21 protein-coding genes are annotated in these 20,791 nt (G+C 36.4%); 10 read left to right on the forward strand and 11 right to left on the reverse strand.

Going from position 1 to position 20,791, the window contains the following annotated elements:
• The 4 genes from J671_RS25505 to J671_RS22575 all read left to right on the forward strand — a co-directional run.
• A protein-coding gene (locus J671_RS25505) for an IS5-like element ISAba27 family transposase (RefSeq protein WP_152534347.1) occupies positions 1-801 on the forward strand; the annotation gives its coding sequence in 2 pieces (ribosomal slippage) (positions 1-359 and positions 361-801; 800 coding nt annotated over the 2 pieces). This gene is flagged as partial in the annotation.
• A 443-nt stretch (positions 802-1,244) separates the two neighbouring features.
• Positions 1,245-1,883: a TetR/AcrR family transcriptional regulator gene (locus J671_RS22565; protein WP_016805464.1), complete on the forward strand. Its 639-nt coding sequence runs from the start codon at positions 1,245-1,247 to the stop codon at positions 1,881-1,883.
• 198 nt (positions 1,884-2,081) lie between these two features.
• Positions 2,082-2,468 (forward strand): DoxX-like family protein, encoded by a 387-nt coding sequence (locus J671_RS22570; RefSeq protein ID WP_031983533.1) that lies wholly within the window; start codon positions 2,082-2,084, stop codon positions 2,466-2,468.
• A 46-nt stretch (positions 2,469-2,514) separates the two neighbouring features.
• The gene (locus tag J671_RS22575) at positions 2,515-3,348 is read left to right on the forward strand and encodes an SDR family NAD(P)-dependent oxidoreductase (RefSeq protein WP_031983534.1); all 834 of its coding nucleotides are present in this window, start codon (positions 2,515-2,517) and stop codon (positions 3,346-3,348) included.
• A gap of 140 nt (positions 3,349-3,488) precedes the next feature.
• Here the strand turns inward: J671_RS22575 and J671_RS22580 are convergent, their stop codons facing one another.
• The gene (locus J671_RS22580; protein ID WP_004707961.1) at positions 3,489-5,324 is read right to left on the reverse strand and encodes a monovalent cation:proton antiporter-2 (CPA2) family protein; all 1,836 of its coding nucleotides are present in this window, start codon (positions 5,322-5,324) and stop codon (positions 3,489-3,491) included.
• A 196-nt stretch (positions 5,325-5,520) separates the two neighbouring features.
• On the reverse strand, positions 5,521-6,756 hold the full coding sequence (gene gltS, locus J671_RS22585; RefSeq protein ID WP_031983535.1) for a sodium/glutamate symporter: 1,236 nt from the start codon (positions 6,754-6,756) through the stop codon (positions 5,521-5,523).
• 362 nt (positions 6,757-7,118) lie between these two features.
• On the opposite strand from gltS, the gene J671_RS22590 reads away from it, so the two are divergent.
• Entirely contained in the window at positions 7,119-8,270 is a 1,152-nt protein-coding gene (locus J671_RS22590) for an alpha/beta fold hydrolase (RefSeq protein WP_031983536.1), read from the forward strand.
• A 713-nt stretch (positions 8,271-8,983) separates the two neighbouring features.
• Positions 8,984-9,310, forward strand: coding sequence for a hypothetical protein (locus tag J671_RS25855; RefSeq protein WP_031983539.1), 327 nt, complete (start codon positions 8,984-8,986; stop codon positions 9,308-9,310).
• Here J671_RS25855 and J671_RS22595 read toward each other — a convergent pair.
• From J671_RS22595 to J671_RS22620, 6 genes are all read right to left on the reverse strand, one after another.
• Positions 9,307-9,777 carry an AnBLUF65 family BLUF photoreceptors gene (locus tag J671_RS22595; RefSeq protein ID WP_002049354.1) on the reverse strand — a complete coding sequence of 157 codons (471 nt, stop codon included), beginning with the start codon at positions 9,775-9,777 and terminating at the stop codon, positions 9,307-9,309. The genes J671_RS25855 and J671_RS22595 overlap by 4 nt on opposite strands.
• A 163-nt stretch (positions 9,778-9,940) precedes the next feature.
• Complete coding sequence (locus J671_RS22600) at positions 9,941-10,303, reverse strand: NirD/YgiW/YdeI family stress tolerance protein (protein ID WP_031983540.1); 363 nt, start codon at positions 10,301-10,303, stop codon at positions 9,941-9,943.
• Between the two features lie 283 nt (positions 10,304-10,586).
• A complete protein-coding gene (locus J671_RS22605) occupies positions 10,587-11,231 on the reverse strand; it encodes a glycosyltransferase (protein ID WP_031983542.1) in 645 nt (214 codons plus the stop codon).
• Positions 11,228-11,827: a class I SAM-dependent methyltransferase gene (locus tag J671_RS22610; protein WP_081404955.1), complete on the reverse strand. Its 600-nt coding sequence runs from the start codon at positions 11,825-11,827 to the stop codon at positions 11,228-11,230. Before J671_RS22610 ends, J671_RS22605 begins: the two co-directional genes overlap by 4 nt.
• Positions 11,802-12,596: a PIG-L deacetylase family protein gene (locus J671_RS22615; protein ID WP_022575421.1), complete on the reverse strand. Its 795-nt coding sequence runs from the start codon at positions 12,594-12,596 to the stop codon at positions 11,802-11,804. The genes J671_RS22610 and J671_RS22615 overlap by 26 nt, the downstream gene beginning before the upstream one ends.
• The gene (locus tag J671_RS22620) at positions 12,584-13,558 is read right to left on the reverse strand and encodes an acyl-CoA dehydrogenase (protein WP_114271346.1); all 975 of its coding nucleotides are present in this window, start codon (positions 13,556-13,558) and stop codon (positions 12,584-12,586) included. Before J671_RS22620 ends, J671_RS22615 begins: the two co-directional genes overlap by 13 nt.
• A gap of 298 nt (positions 13,559-13,856) precedes the next feature.
• Here J671_RS22620 and J671_RS22625 point away from each other — a divergent pair, with 298 nt between their 5' ends.
• Positions 13,857-14,090 carry a DUF2171 domain-containing protein gene (locus J671_RS22625; RefSeq protein WP_000105754.1) on the forward strand — a complete coding sequence of 78 codons (234 nt, stop codon included), beginning with the start codon at positions 13,857-13,859 and terminating at the stop codon, positions 14,088-14,090.
• A gap of 149 nt (positions 14,091-14,239) precedes the next feature.
• Here J671_RS22625 and J671_RS22630 read toward each other — a convergent pair whose 3' ends face one another.
• The 3 genes from J671_RS22630 to J671_RS22640 all read right to left on the reverse strand — a co-directional run bounded on the left by J671_RS22630 (position 14,240) and on the right by J671_RS22640 (position 18,799).
• Positions 14,240-15,637, reverse strand: coding sequence for an amino acid permease (locus J671_RS22630; RefSeq protein WP_004707938.1), 1,398 nt, complete (start codon positions 15,635-15,637; stop codon positions 14,240-14,242).
• A gap of 104 nt (positions 15,638-15,741) precedes the next feature.
• The gene (locus J671_RS22635; RefSeq protein WP_031983546.1) at positions 15,742-17,310 is read right to left on the reverse strand and encodes a CoA-acylating methylmalonate-semialdehyde dehydrogenase; all 1,569 of its coding nucleotides are present in this window, start codon (positions 17,308-17,310) and stop codon (positions 15,742-15,744) included.
• Between the two features lie 106 nt (positions 17,311-17,416).
• Positions 17,417-18,799, reverse strand: coding sequence for an aspartate aminotransferase family protein (locus J671_RS22640; protein WP_081404956.1), 1,383 nt, complete (start codon positions 18,797-18,799; stop codon positions 17,417-17,419).
• 97 nt (positions 18,800-18,896) lie between these two features.
• Here J671_RS22640 and J671_RS22645 point away from each other — a divergent pair, with 97 nt between their 5' ends.
• From J671_RS22645 to J671_RS22655, 3 genes are all read left to right on the forward strand, one after another.
• Positions 18,897-19,814, forward strand: coding sequence for a LysR family transcriptional regulator (locus tag J671_RS22645; protein ID WP_031983548.1), 918 nt, complete (start codon positions 18,897-18,899; stop codon positions 19,812-19,814).
• 245 nt (positions 19,815-20,059) lie between these two features.
• On the forward strand, positions 20,060-20,440 hold the full coding sequence (locus J671_RS22650) for a hypothetical protein (RefSeq protein ID WP_031983549.1): 381 nt from the start codon (positions 20,060-20,062) through the stop codon (positions 20,438-20,440).
• Positions 20,441-20,534: 94 nt separating this feature from the next.
• Positions 20,535-20,791 (forward strand): helix-turn-helix domain-containing protein (locus J671_RS22655; protein ID WP_249364813.1); only part of this gene is annotated, 257 nt, incomplete at its 3' end.

The following is a 20,791-nucleotide window of genomic DNA, read 5'->3' on the forward strand; positions in this document are numbered from 1 at the left end:
GTTTTTCAGATTCTGAATTCCAGCGCTTGGTTGGTGTACCTCGACCAGTTTTTAGTGAAATGATCGAAGTTTTAAAAGAAGTAGAATCACTTAAAAAGAAATCTGGGCGTCCTCATACTTTAGCTATAGAGGATCAATTATTATTAACACTCAATTACTTACGGAATTACAGCACTCAATTGGAGTTGGCTGCAAATTACCATATCGCTGAAAGTAATGTGAATCGAACCATTAAAAAGGTTGAAGATGCATTGATGAAATCAAGACGGTTTACTCTGCCAAAACGAAGCATTACCACAGCAGACGAACAGTTTAACTGGGTCATTATTGATGCGACAGAATGTTCAATAGAACGTCCGAAAAAAAAATCAGAGTAAGTTCTACAGTGGTAAAAAGAAGAAACATACGCTAAAAGCACAAGTGATCTATCATCCGAACAGCAAACAAATCATAGGGCTAGATATATCGAATGGCAGTCAGCATGACATTAAATTGGCAAGAAGAACGGTTAAAAAATTCAAACATTGTAAATATGTTATGACCGATTTAGGGTACTACGGATTAGAGCAAGATGGCTTTAAATTATTGATGCCAATAAAGAAAAAGAAGAATTTACCCTTATTTGATGTTGAGAAAAAGTACAATAAAATGATTGGAAAAATACGAGTTGTGATCGAACATATTAATAGTCAATTGAAAACATTTAGAATATTAAGTGAACGCTATCGAAATAGACGGAAAAGATTCGGTTTACGCATTAACTTAATCGCTGCACTGGTAAATCGGATGAACTTGCAATAACGACTTTCGCAAGAGGTCTATACATTACAAAAAGACTATGTTTACTTATTTAAAATTCTTTTTCAAAAGACCATTAAAAAACAAGATTAAATACCCACCCATACTTTATAAAAATGACTAAAAATCAAAAAAAACAAATATCACTCTTTAAATAAAAATTAGTCAATATTTATTCAAATACAATCATTTATAGACTGTATAAAATTGAACACTATTTATTCTTATTTAAATAGGTCAAATGACCTATTTAAACTATTTCTAAAGAAAAGGAATTAAGTCGCTCGACCTATTTTTTAATTTTAGATTGGGTCGCCTGACCTAAATTATAAAAATATAGGTCATATGACCTATATTTAGTTTAATAGAATTTAAATATTTTATTTATATTTTTCTAATTTCATGGTTTAGAATGCCTTTTTTAAATAGTACTTACAGGCTGGATAATGATCAAAATTGATACCTTTGATACTATACAAATAAAGAAGTCCTTTACTACACTAAAAGGGCAAGAAAGAATAAAGCAAATCTTAAAAAATGCTGAAATAGTTTTTCTTACGAAAGGTTATTCTGGTTTTAGTATGAGAGGAGTTGCCACCCAATCTAATATTAGTTTAAGTACCCTACAGCATTATTTTAAAAACAAAGATCTTTTATTAAAAGCTTTACTTAATAAATTAATTTGTGACTACATACAGCGGATTGAAATTTTAATTAATTTAAATGTGAATGAACCTCCTTTACATCGGTTTATGAATATTATCACCAATATAATGTATGAAATAGAACAACCGATCATTACTCATACATTTAAAGAGGTGTTTTCTATTTCAGACCATCTCCCCTATGTTTACGATTTTTTGTCAATGATACAAAAGTATAATTTCGAACTGATATATAAAATTATACTTCCCATTCATAGTGAAATATCTTCAGAAGAATATAAAGAAAGAGCTATTATTATAATTACCCAACTTAATGGATATTTAGTTCAACATTCAAATAAAAACACAGATGAATGTTATAAAGAATTTCTAAGAAATATAATTTTAAAAAATATATCAAGATTAGTGAGTGAACCATAAATTTAGAAACATAGGAGCACTTCTCCTATGTTTTTAATATAAAATCTTCCTATCTTATTCCTACATTACTGTTAAAAAATAACCATAAGAAATGATTAAAAAATAAGCTTATCTTATTTTCTGTTGAAGAATAAATTAAATCAAAACATAATAGTCGCAATGATCAAAATTGAAATTTCAAACTTTTAGAGAATCTTAATGAATAATGCTAAAGCATTAAAATTTATAAGCTTTGTGCTCGCTTTCTTATGGATTTATCAAGGACTTGTTCCTAAACTAATTTTTATTAACTCTGATGAAATTTTTGTCTGGCAAACGATAGGACTTTCTTTTGATTATGCAAAACTTGCAGGTCGTGGCAGTGGTATAGCTGAAGTGATTTTTGGTTTATTATTTCTTTTCTCTCCTCACAAATATATTCATTATTTAAGTATTTTAGGATTATTGGGTTTACTGCTGTTAATTGGTTTTTTAATACCCTCTACACTTATTTCACCTTATAACCCTATCGTAATGAATATTTCGATGATAAGTTTATCGATTATTTATCTGCTTTTATTAAAAGAGCAAACCGCTCATTTATGAAAAATTGCTCAATAGCTTTGAGTTTTAAAAATTTATAGAGATTTCAATGAGTTTATCTAACTGTGAAGCTGGTTGTGTAGTCATCACTGGAAGTACAAAGGGTATTGGTTTAGCACTTGCCCATGCTTTTTTAGATCTTGGTTGTTCCGTTGTAATAGCGGGACGAAATGTTGAGCATCTTAACCATGCCCTATCCTATTTAGAAACTCATTTCAATAAAGAGAAATTTATTGGTTTATGCTGCAATGTGACACAAATTGCTGATGTACAAACACTGTGGGATCGAGCAATTCAGCATTTTGGGCAAGTTAATGTATGGATTAATAATGCAGGTAGCTGCCACCCTACAAAAGAGTTCATTGACCTTCAACCAGATGAATTGAAAACAACCATATCGACTAATATTTTAGGCACAATGCTCGGTTCGCAAGTAGCTCTAAAAGGCATGCTTAAACAAGGTTATGGCCAAATCTTTAACATGGAAGGTTGGGGAAGCAATGGCGAATGGAGTGCTGGAATGACTGCCTACGCGACAACTAAACGGGCGGTAAGTTATTTTAGTAAAGCGCTTTATAAAGAGACTAAGTCGACTCCTATCTTAACTGGTACTCTTAGCCCCGGCATGGTGGCAACCGACTTGTTAGTTTCATCTTGGACCCATGGCAATATACAAAACTGGAAAAAGATGAAACGCTTATTCTTCTTTGTAATTGACCCACCTGAAGTTGTTTGTGCGTATTTAGCAAAACAAATTATTCAAAATAAAAAAGCTAACCGTCGAATCGCATGGATAACACCTTGGAAACTTTTCCTTAGATTTTTACAGCCTTACTACTGGCGCAGAAATCCTGTTAAAGGCACAGCCTTAGAGCATCTCTAGGTTAACTTAATATGATTAGCCATTTAACTTACTAAAGTAAGACGGTTTAATTGGTAAATGGAGGGAGTTCGTTGTTAGGTACTTCCTCCTATAGAAAAGCTCAGTAAAAGTTCTTTTAAAGCCATTACTAAGCGTTATAACTAATCAGTTCCCTCATTTTCTGAGGCATTATCTTTATTTAGAATACGTCCTTCCCGCTTTGGTCGAATCAATGGTGCAGTTGGTCTTGGATGATAAGTATGGGTATATTGCATACCTACTCCTGCATTTACGTCATCTGCTGCGATTTCAGTCTCAAAGCGTTCATTATCAAGATCGCGTATTTCCTCGGTAATTCTTTCAACTTCGTCTTCATCTACACCAAGTTCTTGTAAAATCACTCCACCAAACTTAATCGCAGATTCAAACGTTTCACGGATCATAAAGTCTACTTTTTGTTTGACTAAATGCAGTGAATGCTCACGGTCATATGAACGGACTAATAATTTTGCCAAAGGAAATTCGTGAGTAACCAATTCAACAATTCGATTAGTCGTTTCCTTACTATCTACACACACCACAATCGCCTGTGCTGTTGCAGCACCGGAAGCATGTAAAATATCTAGGCGACAGCCATCCCCATAATAAATTTTAAAACCAAACTTTTCAGCATTTCGAATCATGTCGGTATTATTATCAATAATGGTGACATCTACACCTCTTGCCAACAGTAATTGACTGGTGACCTGCCCAAAGCGCCCGAAGCCAATCATTAAAACACTACCGCTTAGTCCATCAGCAATATTGATGTCTTCCAATGAAACCTTTGCTTTAGCTTGAGTAAATCGTTTAAAAATAATACCGACAATTGGAGTCAATACCATTGAAAGTACAACAATCGCAGTTAAGTTAGATTTAACCGTACTATCAATAACTTGGGCACTTAATGCAGCAGAGAAAAGCACAAAGGCAAACTCTCCCCCTTGAGCCATCAGTAAAGCGCGGTCTAATGCTTCTGTATGAGGACTTTTGGTTACTCGAGCGACAATATAAATCATGAGCGCTTTAACAAACATCAGGGCCACTACGCCACTTACAATGAGTTGCCAGTTTTGAGCAACCACTGATAAGTCCAGTGACATACCCACGCCAAGGAAAAAGAGACCCAGTAAAATTCCTCGGAATGGCTCAATATCGGCTTCAATTTGATGTCTAAACGTTGATTCAGATAAAAGTACACCCGCCAAGAAAGCTCCCATTGCCATAGTCAAACCACTGACTTGCATGAGCAATGCCGCACCCAACACAACCAGTAAAGCTGCGGCCGTCATGACTTCTCGCGCTTTAGCAGCGGCCAAGAGTCTAAATAACGGATTAAGTAACCAATAGCCTGCCGCAATGAGACCTGCAATTGCCAGTAAACCAATTCCAATGTTTTCCAGACGTACAGATGTGCTTTCGACTACATGATTTGGTGCCATAAAAGCAACAATAGCCAGTAGTGGCACAATTAATAAATCTTCAAAAAGTAAGATGGCTACAATTTTTTGCCCACGTGGTTGAGTCAAGTCACCCCGATCGCCCAATAACTGCATCACAATCGCAGTCGAGGTTAGTACAAACCCTGCAGCACCAATAAAAGCGACTTGCCATGTGAAACCAAACAATAGCCCTACGCCAGTCAAAGCTAACGCACAAATAATGATCTGCAACGTACCAAGACCAAAAATTTCACGTCTAAGGCTCCACAAATGTGATGGTTGCATTTCCAAACCAATCACAAAGAGATACATCACTATTCCCAACTCGGCAATATGTAAAATTGCTGTGGAATCTTGAAAAAAAGCAAAACCAAATGGGCCAATAATCAGTCCTGCGATTAAATAACCTAATACTGAACCCAAACCAATGCGTTTAAAAATAGGGACTGCAATGACAGCAGCTGCCAATAACACTACTGGAGCAACTAAGCTTATTGAATGTGCTTCTGAGCTCATACATTTCTCATTTTATTTATCTGCAATTTATTCTATGTGAAACTTGGTGTAAGGGCGATTACTAGTTTTGAGAAAAAGCATCCTAAAAATAAAATGGCTTAAATCATCGGGAAATAAAAATTGAGCCTATACAGGGAAAGAAATATTCATAAACAAACACCCATAAAAAAAGCCCTGACGGGCTTTTTTTATTTTATTAAACGATGAACTTCAACATGAGCTGAATCACTGTCGCATTAATTAAATCGACAAAGAATGCACCACAAAGCGGAACGATTAAAAATGCCTTATGTGATGGACCATACATATTAGTAATCGCCTGCATATTTGCTACGGCTGTTGGTGTTGCACCCATACCGAAACCACAATGACCTGCTGCCAATACTGCCGCATCGTAATTTTTACCCATTACTCGGAAAGTTACGAATGCTGCATATAAAGCCATAGTCAGTGTTTGAGCACCCAAAATAACCACAAGCGGACCAGCTAAGTCGGCAAGTTGCCAAAGCTTTAATGAAAGCAATGCCATTGCTAAATAAAGTGATAAAGATGCATTACCAAACACATCAATCGCGCGGTCGAAAATATCAATTTTCAATACACTTTCTAAAATATTTCTTAAGATTACACCGCCACCAAGTGCCCAAACGAAAGTTGGTAACTCAAACCATGTTCCTTTACTAAAGCCCGTCATAAATTCAGCAAACGCTAAACACGCTGCAAACATACCAAGTGTGGTAATTGCATTATCGGCAGTAATTAAACGAACTTGATGCGGGTTTTCAAACGGCGCGAGATCATCTGAATTTTGTTCAAGATGCGTATCACGATGGTGAATCTCCGCATTAGTTTTTGGTTGAGCAAGACTATAACGGTTAATAAGTAATTTGGCTAAAGGGCCACCAATCACACCGCCAATAATCAAACCAAAAGTCGCACTCGCCATACCTAGGGCTAAAGCACCTTGAATACCATGCTGACTTTCTAAGATTTCACCCCACGCACCTGCTGTACCATGACCACCAGTTAAAGTAATTGAACCTGCAATTAAACCAATAAGTGGGTCTAAACCCAATAATGTCGCAAGGCTCATACCAACAGCATTTTGCACAACAATAAATGAGGCTACACAAATTAAGAAGATGACTAACGCACTACCACCTTCTTTAAGCTTCATAAAATTGGCACTTAAACCAATTGAAGCAAAGAACACGAGCATAAAGCTGGTTTGTAATTCACTACTAAAAACAATGCTGTACCCCCATAAACTGTGGACAAGCAAAGAAACTACCGCAGCAACCAAACCACCGGCTACAGGTTCAGGGATATTGTAACGTTTTAAAAAATCAATCCGATTAACAAGAAAGCGGCCCAACAATAAAACGATGACCGCCGAAATTAGTGTATAAAAACCATTAAAAACAAATTCCATATATACTACTTTCTAATTACATTTCTAATCGATTGTAAAATAATTATATTTTATTTTTTCATATGTAAAAAAAACACAAATAAACTTTACAAAATTACCCTAGCAATACATTTTTTACTATTCTTAAAAATAGCTTAAATTTTTAAATATTTTATACATAATTGTTAATAAATTCTTATTTAACGATTAATATCAAATACTTAAATAAAATAATTCAAAATTTAAAGATATTTAGGGTTTGATACCTTAAACAGAAAATCCTGTCTTTTAAGTCACTGAACTCATCTGCTATTCCCGTTAATATTCCTCAAAGACCAGCTCGTTATTTGCTCTGGGCAAAATATTTACAGGTTTTATATTCAATGAGTTTATTGCTTAAAGTTCGACAGAATGTTCCACAAGTGAAGTCGATTAAAACGTCACTTAAAAAGCGTGCTGGTCAGAAAATACCTCACATGCTGACCAATGCATCAGATCTGTTTTTTAGAGGCCCTCAAATTGCCTTGTCAGGAAAAACACCTTTTGATGTGATTTATAAGCATGAAATTATGAGTTTACGTCACTATAAAAATGAGGCTGAAGCTCCTATAGCTAAACACAGCGTACCGTTAGTCATCGTTCCACCATTAGCAGTCAACATGCTTATTTACGATTTGTTCCCTACACGCAGCCTTATACGTTACTTTTTAGCTCAAGGTTTTGATGTCTATTTAATCGACTGGGGCGTACCAACCCGACATCAGGCAAAATACAATTTTGGCACCTATATAAAAGTCTTTATGCCTGAAATGTTAAAACAGGTTCGTATACATAGTGGACAACAACAGCTCTCTTTACATGGCTGGAGTTTAGGTGGTGCTCTTTCACTCTGCTATACCGCGTTATTTAAAGATAAAGATATTAAAAATTTGATTATTCTTGCTTCACCTATCGACACCCATAAAGCGGGTTATATGGGTAAACTTTATGGAAGCTTGACCAAACCTGCACAGTGGGTTCGTAAGCACACCCCTTTTCGTATTCGCCAACATGTACCAAGTGAAGTGTTTCATATTCATGGTTGGCAAAACACACTCGGTTTTAAATTAACGGACCCAATTGGCAATTTAAAAACCTATTGGCAGCTTTTAAAAAATCTTGATAACCGAGAATTTATTGTTGACCACGCCACCTCTAGTTCATTTATAGACAATATGCTGGCTTATCCAGGCGGCGTTATGCGTGACATTATTTTACGTTTCTGGATTGATAATGAGCTATCAACAGGTGTCGTTAAGTTTGGCGAACTTACAGCTCATCTAAAAGATATTGATTGTTCAGTGTTAGCCGTGGGTGGCGATACAGACATTATTGTGACCGCCGATGCCGTTAAACCCCTTATGACCTTAATTGGTAGTAAAGATAAAACATTCAAAACCGTACCAGGCGGCCATATGGGGGTGGTTTCAGGTAGCCAAGCTCCTAGTTTTGTTTGGCCTGAAATAAGTAATTGGTTAGCGACCCGTTCAGACTAATACTTTTAAAAGCACGAAAGCCAGCGTAGCCAGTTCTACGCTGCTTAAAATTCAAACTATGCAAAAGCTTTTTATTTGAATAATCCATATGCATGTAATTGCTTATCACACGTTATAAGTACGATTTTATAAAACACAAAGATAATAAAAAATTGCCACTTTATAGTTAACCAATATATTAATTTAGTCATAAAAACATAAATTTTATTTATCACAAAACCATTTTTAAAATAAAAAATTTTATCAAACGTTAAATTTTTCTTAAAATATATCCATTTTATTTAAATAATATTTTTGACTTTTAAGATTATCTACCTAAAGTCGATGTTACTTTTTGTTATTTGTGTAAAGCTCAACTCAACAGGGATTTTACTCAAATATTTGAAATACAATAATTTTAATTTATTATTCATTGTAAAATATGTACATTATTTGAACAATTGTAGGCAATATCTCACAATCATGTAGGTCAAAGCTTACAACACAACTGATTGTTTTTCCTATAATTAATTTCAGTACATATAAGCACTCTTTACTATTAAATAGAAAGCTGAATATTAATAAAGAGATCTGGAGAAAATGATAAAGTCATCTTTATTAATATAAAAACTCTTAATAATAGAAAAAGAATCTCAAAAAATTAATATGTACTATCTTTCCTCTGGAAACAGAGGAAAGATACCTTTTTATAATCTTCAGATAGGGTATAGAAAATGTTTATCGCAAAAAATATATTTGTATATTTACTATCACTGTTAGCTCTATGCTTAATGATTATTTTTTTTAATTACCTAGGAATGAATGAGACGACTAATCTCTTAATTTCTTCGGCACTCTTTGGAATATTTATTACGTGGTACTACAAAGGTAGTGGACTATGTATTGCTCTATTTAGTTTTTTTTACTGGGCAATGTTCGTGATTAGTCAAAGTTTAGAAGTGATATGGATGCTTTCGGTTTCACTGATTGTATATTTAGTGATGACTAAAATTGTACCTAAACTCAAGCACATCCATATCGGTATAACGTCAAATAGTTAGAATGGATTTACTCCCCGATTAACCATTCCAACTTTCCTAACCGTATCAACTTTAGTTTGCTCTGCAATTAATAGTTCATTTAAGAAAAATTTGAGATTTTGCTGATTAAGCAAAATTGGGTTAAAAGTACTTTCTCCCATCTTGAGAAAGAAAGCCTCGATATTTGTATTGCGTTGCACATATTTCATTGACCAACGTTGAAAAGAGTTTTCTTCAATGGAATATGTGCATAACCATTTAACATTGTGGTGCCTTTGATCTTTTTGAATTTTCTCAAATAATCTTTCCACTACCTCTTTTTCGCCTTCTAAACATTGAAAAAATGCATTATCGGCATAATAAAGTACTCCACAAATCTCGTTCAAATCATTGAAATCACGAGCTTCTGTTAGGATATCACGCAAATCTTGTAGCAAATCTTCATTATTTTCATTTCGTTGGCTGGCATAACACAGTCGAACGTTCATAAGACTTCCGTGAAATATAAAATTTCATTATTAATGGAATTTTCAACTTAACACACCTTTAACAGAAATACTTTACATTTCATTATTATAAAAAATTCGTAACCTTTCCTAATTTCAATAAAAAAGCCCGAAACTAGTTCGGGCCATGGTATTTATAACCACATTATTTAACACGTTCAATTTGTAAAACTTCAATTTCGGTGGGCTTAATACGATGTGTGTCAACTTCACCTACAATACGTACTTTATCTCCCACTTTTAATTGCCAACCATTTGCTAAGTCATCATCAACATCAATCACGATGGAACCCGTTTTGTCTTTAAGCTCATAATGGTCGCCAGCAATATGCTTTACGATAGTTCCAGTGAGGGTTACACCTGTTTCATCAGCTAATGTTTTTGCTTTTGAAACAGTGACTACATTTTTTGCAGCTTGATTGAGTATAGCCGGATCAGTTCTTGCAAAGGTTGCACTGCTAACGAATAAAACCAGACTGGTAATTGTGGTTAACACTATTTTTTTCATTAAAATTTCTCCTATTCTTTTATTCATAGTTATCTAAACAATTTCTTAAAATTGTGAGTTTTAGCTTTTGTGATTTTTTGTGTCATCATGTCAGATGTACAATATTATTGTTGGAGAAGCTTTTGGACTGGCTCTTTTTTTAATCATTAAAATAAAAAAAAACCACATCGGGTGATGTGGCAAAAAGATGTAGCTTACTGAACCAAAAAAATAACGTATAACAGAGGATATAAGTCTAGAATAGATATTAATTATTAAAATAAACTTAAGAAAAAAATATTAATTAAAGATTTTCTAAAAATTTAGATAAACCTTCTGGTGCCCTTCCTTCTAATCGACTACTAGTGGTTACTCGAACTAAATTGCTCCATGTAATATTACAACACTGTCTTATCAATTTATTAATGAGGGAAACATCTTCATGACAAGGAACCGGTTCAAAACCACCAACTTGCATATAAACAGCAGCACTAAAACTTAAATTTGCACCATGAATATGATGATGATCCATACAGTCTTGATAATGTGACAAATACTTTTTTTGTTTTATAACAGATAATCGGCTCAAGTCATCTAAAGTCACAATACCGCAAATTGCATCTGTAGGCTGATGCAAAATTTGGCAACGCAACCAGTCTGGACTGACAATACTATCGGCATCGGTACAGGCAAGCCAAGTTGCTCCATTTTGAATAACTTGACGAATACCTAAGTCTCGGGCCTTTCCAACACACGCATAATTACATTCAATCCAGCTTACTCTATAACTTTGTACAATTGAGCGCGACTGGTCTGTACAGCTATCGAGCACAACCATAACCTCAACCTGTTCATCCGGTACTTTTTCTATCGCATCTTGAATTGACTGCAAACAGGCTGGCAAATGCTGTTCTTCATTATGCGCTGGAATCACAACACCTATTTTCATCGTAATTGTTCCCGCTGAGCTATTGACGAAGAATTAACAGTCCAAACATCAACCATAAAGTCTGGATCGTTTAGACTTAAATAATGATGAAATGGAAAATATTGCTGAAAGTTTTGATGAACTTGCTTGGCATTCAATTCAAAATCCTGAATATCATGTCGCCAATGGCAACACAAAATTTCCCCTTCCGGGTTTAAGGCCTGCTTTAATTTTTCAATAAACTCATCTAACTCATCGCATGTGAGGTAATACGCCACTTCGCTAATCACAATTAGGTCAAATTTTTGTTCATAAAAATCTTCAGGTATTTTTCTATTTTCAACAGTCACATGTTCAAATGCTTCTAACCTTTGGGATGCGAGTTGAACGGCCTGCTCAGAGACATCTATACACAATAGACTCGCAGCACGCTGAGCTAGATAAACGCTTAAATGCCCATTTGAACAGCCAATTTCTAAAACTTTTTCATAATGAGGTCGTGTTAATAATGCAAGGCAGATTTGTCTTTTACGGGCTTCGTACCAGTGATAATCATAGCCCCATGGATCATTATTACTATGATACAACTCCTCAAAATACATACGAGAATGAGTCACTCAGATATACCTCATAAGGCATTAAAAGACGGCTAATGGCACTAGAAGACAAAACGGCGGAATTGCCTGTACTTTCATCGGCTTCAATTTGTGTTTTAAATTGCATAACTGCTTGAACTTTTTTATTTAATTGGTTTTCAGTTAAGGCATAAGCTTGTGCTTTGGACCAATCAATACGTGGGTCTAAAGGCTCTGCCCAATGCCATGCCCAAATCAGTACATGCACACATACTAATTGATGCACTTTTGCAAAGGCCTGCACTGTTTTCCCGACGGCCTCATGGTCTGGATGCCCATCAAATGCATAACTACAAATTAAAATATCTTCAGGTTGAACGATTTGGCTGAGCGCTTGATTTAATAGATGAGTCTGTGAGTGAATCTGACCATCCGTAAGGTTTAAAGCAATTCGTTCAGAATGATCTGAGACACCTAAACTATTCAAAGCAGCAAAAGTCTCTTGCGGACGTAATTCGTTTAATTGGTCTGGGCTGTATTTTGTTGAATGGGGATGGCTTTGCGTGCCATTACTGACCGCCACAATAACAAGATGACAATTTTCTTTGACTAGCTGCTGCATTAAACCACCACAGCCAAGCACTTCGTCATCAGGATGCGGAGCGACAATCACCACTCTTTTCGAACGAAACAATTGTAAATTCAGCCCATCTAAAGGATGGGTTTTAAATGCCTCTAGCCACTTAAACTTCGGTGTTCCTTCACCTGAAATTACGCGATCTTCGACTAAGGGATGAGTTAAAGTTCCCATAAGCTTTTCTCCGGCAAACAGAGCTCTGCAATAGACTCATAATCAAAAGCCGCATGGCTCTGACGAATAAAGACAGGCAAATCAGCAATGAGCTGTGAAAATATAGCTTCTTCACAATAAGGACGCGCGCCTAAAGCCTTACCAACAAGTTGAATAACACTCTGGCAGCATTGTTCTGTTTGAGCACGCAATATACGGATTTCTCGCTCATGACTGAGCATAGGTTCTTCATCAATAAGCTTGGCAATATATTGAAAATACTGTTTTGTTACAGAAAGCTGTTGAGCTAATTCCCCTAAATACATTTTTTTAAATGCGTTTGGGCTGAGTTTGCAACTTTCATGTAGGAAGCTAACTAAACGTACCGCCGCACCATACCAACAAGCGGCAACACCAGCCGCACCATGCCAAAATCCGGGACGCTCCAAATAGCGATTTGGCTGACCTATAACTGTAACGGGAGTATTGTCAAAATGTACCTGAGCAGTTTGAGTGCCTTGCATACCAACGGCTTGCCAATGATTTAGGTCAACATGAACCGAAGGATCACTTAATTCAACAATACAAAGCTGTGCTTGGCCTTGCTTGTCCTTATAGCTCATTAAAGCCTTGTGAATAAATTCAGCGCCAGAACACCAAGTTTTGATACCGCTACAATGATTGTTCTCGACTTGTAGAGGTGCAGGCCCGCCCTCTGCTGCCCATACCGCCCACGTTTGCTCATCTATTTCAGCTTGATAACCCAGTTCTTTTAAAATACTTAAAGCATCACAATGTGACTCAAATAATTTAGCTAGACTTAAGTCACTCCCTGCAATTTGAGCGAACATTTGCCACCTTTGGTAGGTTTGACCTGATGCTGGATAGGGTAAATTTTTAGCTAAACTTACTAATTCTTGAAGCAAGTCTTGGCGTAGCTGACTTTTGTTTTCAGCTTCAGCATGTTCGAATTCATTCAACATACTCAAGATTTTCATATTTATAGATATTTTAATATTCATTACAAATAATTATTCAAAAGTATTAACTTAAACATATCGAAATAATTCTGTTTAATTAAAGATATAAAATGTAATAAAAAGATATTTTCTATAACTTTATTAAATGAATATTTCGTTTTATTTCATTGTTATTTAACTATATCGCTTAAGTGAAAATATAAAATAATCATGTAAGGTTTATTAAAAAAGAAAGATTTCTCCGATTTTATCCAGTAATTTAGTTTCTACGATTTTTCTATTTCCAAAGAAGAGGTCAAAAATGAGTACTTTAAATATTAATGATATTAAAAAACATGCAGACGTTATTGCTTCTTGTGGTACCAAAGTAGGAACTGTTGATCACCTTGAAGGTGAAAATCAGTTAAAACTTACTAAAGACGAAAATGATCAACATCACCTTATTCCTACTTCTTGGATTGGTGAAGTAAAAGACGATCAAGTCATCTTAAATAAAAACTCTCAAGAAGTTAAAGAAAATTGGCAAGCCATTTAAATTTCTTTGCACAGTTAGTTTATAACTGTGCATCTTATTTAAAAATATAAACAACAATTAAAATAAAATAACGAGAATTAAAAAAGTAAAAAGCTCCTTTTTATTAAGGAGCTTTTTATTTCTATCATAAAAATTTTAATTCAATATTTTTATAAATTACTCTGATTTATTGCAACCGAACGGGTTGCTTTACGCTTTCGGGTCACAAATAAACCGCACACCACCACACCTAACGTTACCCCTAAAGATAGAGTCGTTTCATAACTATAGGCTGGTGAGAAGAACATATAAGCCAATACACTTAAAATAATAATAATCACAAACCAAGTCAGCCATGGAAACAACCACATTTTAAAGGGAATTTCTGCTCCAGCTGCTTCTAACTTATGTCTTAATCGTAACTGTGAAAACGCAATAACCAAATACACCAGCAAAGCAATCGAACCTGTGCTTGAAAGCAATAAGCCAAACACTTTCCCAGGGAATACATAGTTAATGACACAGCATACTAAACCAATAAAAGTTGAGGAAAACACCGCAATTGCCGGTACCCCCGCATAATTCACTTTAGTGACTGCCTGCGGTGCTTCATTGCGTGTTCCTAAACGGAATAACATACGAGAAGACGTATAAATTGCGGCATTCATACAGCTTGCCACGGCGATAAACACAACCGTATCAATAATAAGTTTAGTACCCGGTACATTTAAGCTCATTAAAACGTATTGGAATGTCCCGTACTTTTGTAAGTCTGGTGAACGCCAATCGACAAGCGAAACAGCAATAAACATTGAAACCACAAAGAAAAGAATAATACGGTACAGCACCAAATTGGTGGCACGTCTAATTTTCTGTTTAGGGTTGGATGACTCTGCCGCGGCAATCGAGACAATTTCTACCCCAAAAAATGAAAATGCCGTAATTAAAATGGCAGATAAAATACCTCCCATACCATGCGGCATAAAGCCAGCGTTATTATATAAATTGGCAACACCGCTAACATTTTTAGCTAAAGGCCAAATACCTGAAATTGCCAAAATACCAATTATGATAAATCCAATAATGGCAACCACTTTGACTAAAGAAAACCAGAACTCAAACTCACCAAAGCTTTTGGTACTAAAAAAGTTGGCCAAGCTTAAGAACACAATAAAGCAAAATGCATAGATAGAAACCGAAACGCTCGGAAACCACGAATGTAAAATTTCTGCGCCAGCAATCGCTTCTACCGGAATCGCAAGCACCCAAAACCACCAATATAACCAACCAATAGTGAAGCCTGCCCACGGGCCAATCGCTTTACGGGCATAGGTAGAAAATGAACCGGTGTCCGGCTCTAAAACGGCCATTTCACCCAACATTCGCATGACCAGAAAGACCATAATACTGGTAGTGAGATATGCAAGAATGACCGCTGGGCCTGCTTTGGCAATTGCAGAAGATGAACCGACAAATAAACCTGCACCAATAACACCGCCAATACTAATCATTGTGATATGGCGATTTGAAAGTCCTTCGCCTAATTTTTTTGTTCTATCATTATTCATATTTCATTCCTTAAAAATATATCCATAAAACAATCTATTACATGTTTAAAAATCCTTTGCTAATGAAAAAGGGAAAACCTGATGTTTTCCCTTTGTTGCAGACATTAATTTAAAGTTGGCATTGAGAACTGTTTTGCTTCACGGACTTGAGCCGAAGGCCAGCGCTGTGTAATGGTTTTACGGCGTGTGTAGAAACGGACGCCATCTGGACCATACGCATGTAAATCACCAAACAATGAACGTTTCCAGCCACCAAAGCTGTGGTAAGCCACAGGTACTGGTAAAGGCACATTAATACCGACCATACCCACTTGAATGTGACTGCTAAAATAGCGCGCTGCCTCACCATCACGGGTATAGATACAAGTACCGTTGCCATATTCGTGGTCATTAATCAGCTGCATCGCTTCTTGCATGCTATTCACACGCATAACTTGCAACACAGGACCAAAAATTTCTTGCTGATAACTGGTCATATTTGGAGTGACTTGATCAATTAAAGTTGGTCCAACAAAGAAACCTTTTTCATAGCCTGCAGGTTTTGCATCACGGCCATCGACCACAATTTTTGCGCCTTGCTGTTCTGCACTTTGAATATAAGCCTGCACTTTGTCTTTATGCACTTGGGTAATAAGCGGCCCAAAGTCGTTACTTGCATCTGCATAGTTACCGAACTTCAATTTTTTCATTTCTTGAGTGAGCTTATCAATCACGACATCGGCAACTTCATCGCCAATAGCAACCGCAACCGAAAGTGCCATACAACGTTCGCCCGAAGAACCAAAAGCAGCGCCTAATAATGAAGTCACCACGTTATCAATATCGGCATCAGGCATAATGATGGCATGATTTTTTGCACCGCCTAATGCTTGGCAACGTTTACCTGTTGAAGTCGCTGTACGGTAAATATATTCAGCAATTGGCGTCGAACCCACAAAGCTGACTGCCTGAATACGTGGATGATGCAATAAGGCATCTACCGCTTCTTTGTCACCATTTACCACATTAAATACGCCATCAGGTAAACCGGCCTGTTTTAAAAGTTCAGCAAGGTATAAAACCACAGAAGGTGCTTTTTCAGAAGGTTTTAAAATAAAGCAGTTACCGCAAACCAGTGCCATTGGGAACATCCATAAAGCAACCATGGCTGGGAAGTTAAACGGCGTAATACCAGCGACAACACCTAGCGGTTGGAACTCACTCCATGAGTCGATATCTGGACCAACATTTTTTGAAAACTCCCCTTTTAAAAGCTCTGGTGCGCCGCAAGCATATTCAACATTTTCTATACCACGTTGCAATTCGCCTTGAGCATCATGAGAAATTTTGCCGTGCTCTTGCCCAATCAAAGCGCAAATCTTTTCGGCATTTTGCTCTAATAGTTGTTTGAACTTAAACATGACACGTGCACGTTTAATAACTGGTGTATCACGCCATGCAGGAAATGCTTGCTCGGCGACCTGAACTGCTTCATTTACCGTTTGAGCATCTGCAATTTCGACTTCTTTACTAATTTCACCCGTCGCAGGATTGTAAACTGGCTGTTTTCTTGCCGTTTTAGATACAATTCGTCCTTGAATGAAATGCCCTAGCACTTTTTTGGCTTGTTCGCTATGCGTACTATTTTCAGTTGAAACTTCGTCATAGCTAAAATCTTCTAGGCCATTTGTCATTGTTGTTACTCCTTACTACAATTAGTTTTCAGATCAAACTGCTTTTTCATGTGGTTTTTAAAGAGCATCCAGAGACACTACCGATGCTCATAAATATCTATAAGGCTTATTTCACTTGATAAAGTGCATCGCCCACGGCATTCAATAAGCGGTCAATATCTGCTTCCGTACTGTTGAACATTGGACCGAACTGAAGCGTGTCACCTCCAAAGCGGACATATAAACCTTCTTTCCAGAGTTTCATACCGAGTTCAAAGCCTCGAATGGTGGCATCGCCATCACGCGGAGCTAACTGCAACGCACCAATCAAGCCACAGTTGCGAATATCTAAAATGTGCGGTGCGCCTTTTAAACCATGCAGCATTTTTTCAAAACTTGGTGCCAACGCCGCCGATTGAGCTAACAAGTTTTTCTTTTCTAAAACTTCAAGCGCAGCTAAAGCGGCAGCGCAAGCAACCGGATGTGCCGAATAGGTATAGCCATGGGTAAATTCAATGGCGTGTTCTGGTAAGTCTTGCTGCATAAACGCAGAGTAAATTTCATGGCTTGCCACCACACCACCTAAAGGAATGGCACCATTGGTGACTTGTTTAGCAAAGTTCAAAATATCTGGCGTAACTCCGAAATATTCCGCCGCAGTCCATGTTCCTAAACGTCCAAATCCTGTAATCACCTCATCAAAAATTAACAAGATGTCATGCTGATCACAGATCTCTCGTAAACGTTGTAAATAGCCTGTTGGCGGCACAATACAACCTGCTGAACCGGAAATAGGCTCTACAATAACGGCTGCAATATTTGAAGCATCATGTAGCTCAATTAATTTAAGCATTTCATTGGCAAGTTCTCCCCCGCCTGTTTCTGCACAGCCTTTGGTAAAAGTTAAATTCGGCTGTAAAGTATGTGGTAAATGATCAACATCCATAAGCTGACCAAACATTTTACGGTTGCCGCCAATTCCACCTAAGCTTGTCCCCGCAACGTTTACGCCATGGTAGCCACGGGCACGACCAATCAATTTGGTTTTGCTTGGTTTGCCTTTAATACGCCAATAGGCACGTGCCATTTTGATTGAGGTATCTGCCGACTCTGACCCTGAGTTGGTAAAGAAAACGTGTTGTAGTTTTTCAGGCATATGCTGAACAATTTTATCTGCCAGCTTAAAAGAAAGCGGATGACCAAACTGAAAAGCTGGTGAATAATCAAGCTGACCTAATTGGGCGCTTACCGCTTGTTGAATTTCGGGTAAGGTATGGCCTGCACCACATGTCCATAAGCCTGAAAGTGAGTCATAAATTTCACGGCCCGAATCATCAATCAGGTATGACCCTTTTGCACCCACAATCATGCGCGGATCTTTAGCAAAGTTTCGATTTGCAGAAAAAGGCATCCAGTGTGCCTGATAATTTATGTGCATATTATTATTAGTTTGAACCGCATCCAAAGTATGCTCAGAGTCGCTGAATTTATCCGTATCAAACATAACCATTCCTGTTTATTTTCAAATTATGGTTTGAGTGTACATAGCGAGATAAGTTTGATAAATTCAAATTATCTTGAGTTTAGATTTAAAAAAACAAAACTAAATGAAACCTAAAAAATTAAATCAAGTTACTGATTTTGATATAAAACTTCTCAAAATATTTAAAACGGTTTGCGACTGTCACAGCTTTACATCTGCCGAAAGTATTTTAGGTATTAGCCGCTCTGCAATTAGTTTGCATATGAGTGATTTAGAAAATCGTTTAGGTATTCGGCTATGCCAACGTGGTCGTGCCGGCTTTGCCCTCACCGATGAAGGGCGGGAAATTTTAGAATATATTGAAGTACTCACAGCAGCGATTGAAGACTTCCGCTCTAAAGTCAACCAAATGCATAACCGCCTTAAGGGTGAGTTTAATATCGGCATTATTAACAACCTTGTGACTATGCCAAGAGGCTATATCACCAACACCTTGACTCAACTTGCCGAGGAACATGCCGAGGTTATTATTAATATTAGTATGAGCACCCTTTCAGATATTGAGTGTCGTGTACTCGATAACCGATTGCATGCGGGTGTTATTCCCCTTGTAACGCCTTTGTCTGGTTTAGACTATTTCGACTTATATAGTGAAAGTTCATTTTTATATTGCGGCAAAAATCATCCTTTATTTAACCACTGTAGCAACATCAATTTAAATGAATTAAAAAAATGGCAAGCCATTCTTCCTAATTATGCCATTACATCGGAAGCAGCGAAGTTGCATCAGCTTTTAGACTGTAAAGCCACGGCAAGTGACCGTGAAGGGATTGCCTTTTTGATTTTAACCGGAAAATTTTTAGGTTTTTTACCTGACCACTATGCAAAAAAATGGGTTGTAGATGGTGTGATGCAACCTGTTTTAAAAGACAAAATGCACTACAGCACCCCTATATGCTTAATTACTCATAAGGGTAAAAACCACAATAATATTTTAAAAACCTTTATGGAAATGCTTGAGAAAAGAATCAGTAATGATTAAAAATAGTTATATATAGATGTTAGAATATAGATATTATATAAATAACAAGCCCTTTTATTTAAAAAAACTTCATAATAGAAATTTACAAAATTTAAGCTTCCTAGTGGCTTTTTAGATAAAAATGACTATCGATTATATTTAAATATATTTAATATTTAATAAATATCACTTAACGATCTGTTTTTAATAAATAAAAAATATATAATCACGCCCGCAAAGTAAACATAAATACTTAAGGTTTATTCATGAAAAAAATTTCAACTTTAGCAGTTTCTATTTCATTTATTATGTTAACGGGGTGTGGTGGAGGCAGTTCAAGCTCTAATAATACTGAAAATGTATCATCACAAGCTCAGGAACAATCTACTCAAAATGTATCATCGCAAGCTCAAGGGCAATCTGCTCAAAATGTAAATAGTCTAAAGTGTGATAGAGGTATTCTCTTAAATTCTACGCTTTCAACCAATACAATTTTTGATGAAACGCTATATTCTTTAAATTATAGATTTAAGGAAATTTCTTCAGGAAATCCTCCAACTTCAATTCCACAACTTTATGCATATGAAATTAAAAGAAATGATCAAATGTTATATGCTTATCCAAAAGCACGGCAGAGTAAAACTTGAAGTGCGACATAAACCACCTAATTAATTTAAAGGGTTTATGGAGTATATAAAATTGTCATACCATCATCTTAACTTTGAAGATCGTACTGCATTAATGCTTGAGTCAAGAAAAGAAGGCTTTTCAGCCAGAAAATTTGCTGAACTCATTAAAAGACATCCTAGTACGATCTATCGTGAGCTTAAAAGAAATAGCATCAATGACGTTTATCAAGCTCGATATGCTTCTGATAACACCTTCGCTAGACGTAGACGTGGTCACAGAAAACTCAAAATCGATTCAATCCTCTGGAAATTTATTGTTGAAGCGATCCGTTGTTTATGGTCTCCTCAGCAAATAGCAAAGCGTTTAAA

This window comes from Acinetobacter sp. 1130196 (assembly GCF_000588095.1).
In the GTDB taxonomy this organism is placed as follows: domain Bacteria; phylum Pseudomonadota; class Gammaproteobacteria; order Pseudomonadales; family Moraxellaceae; genus Acinetobacter; species Acinetobacter nosocomialis.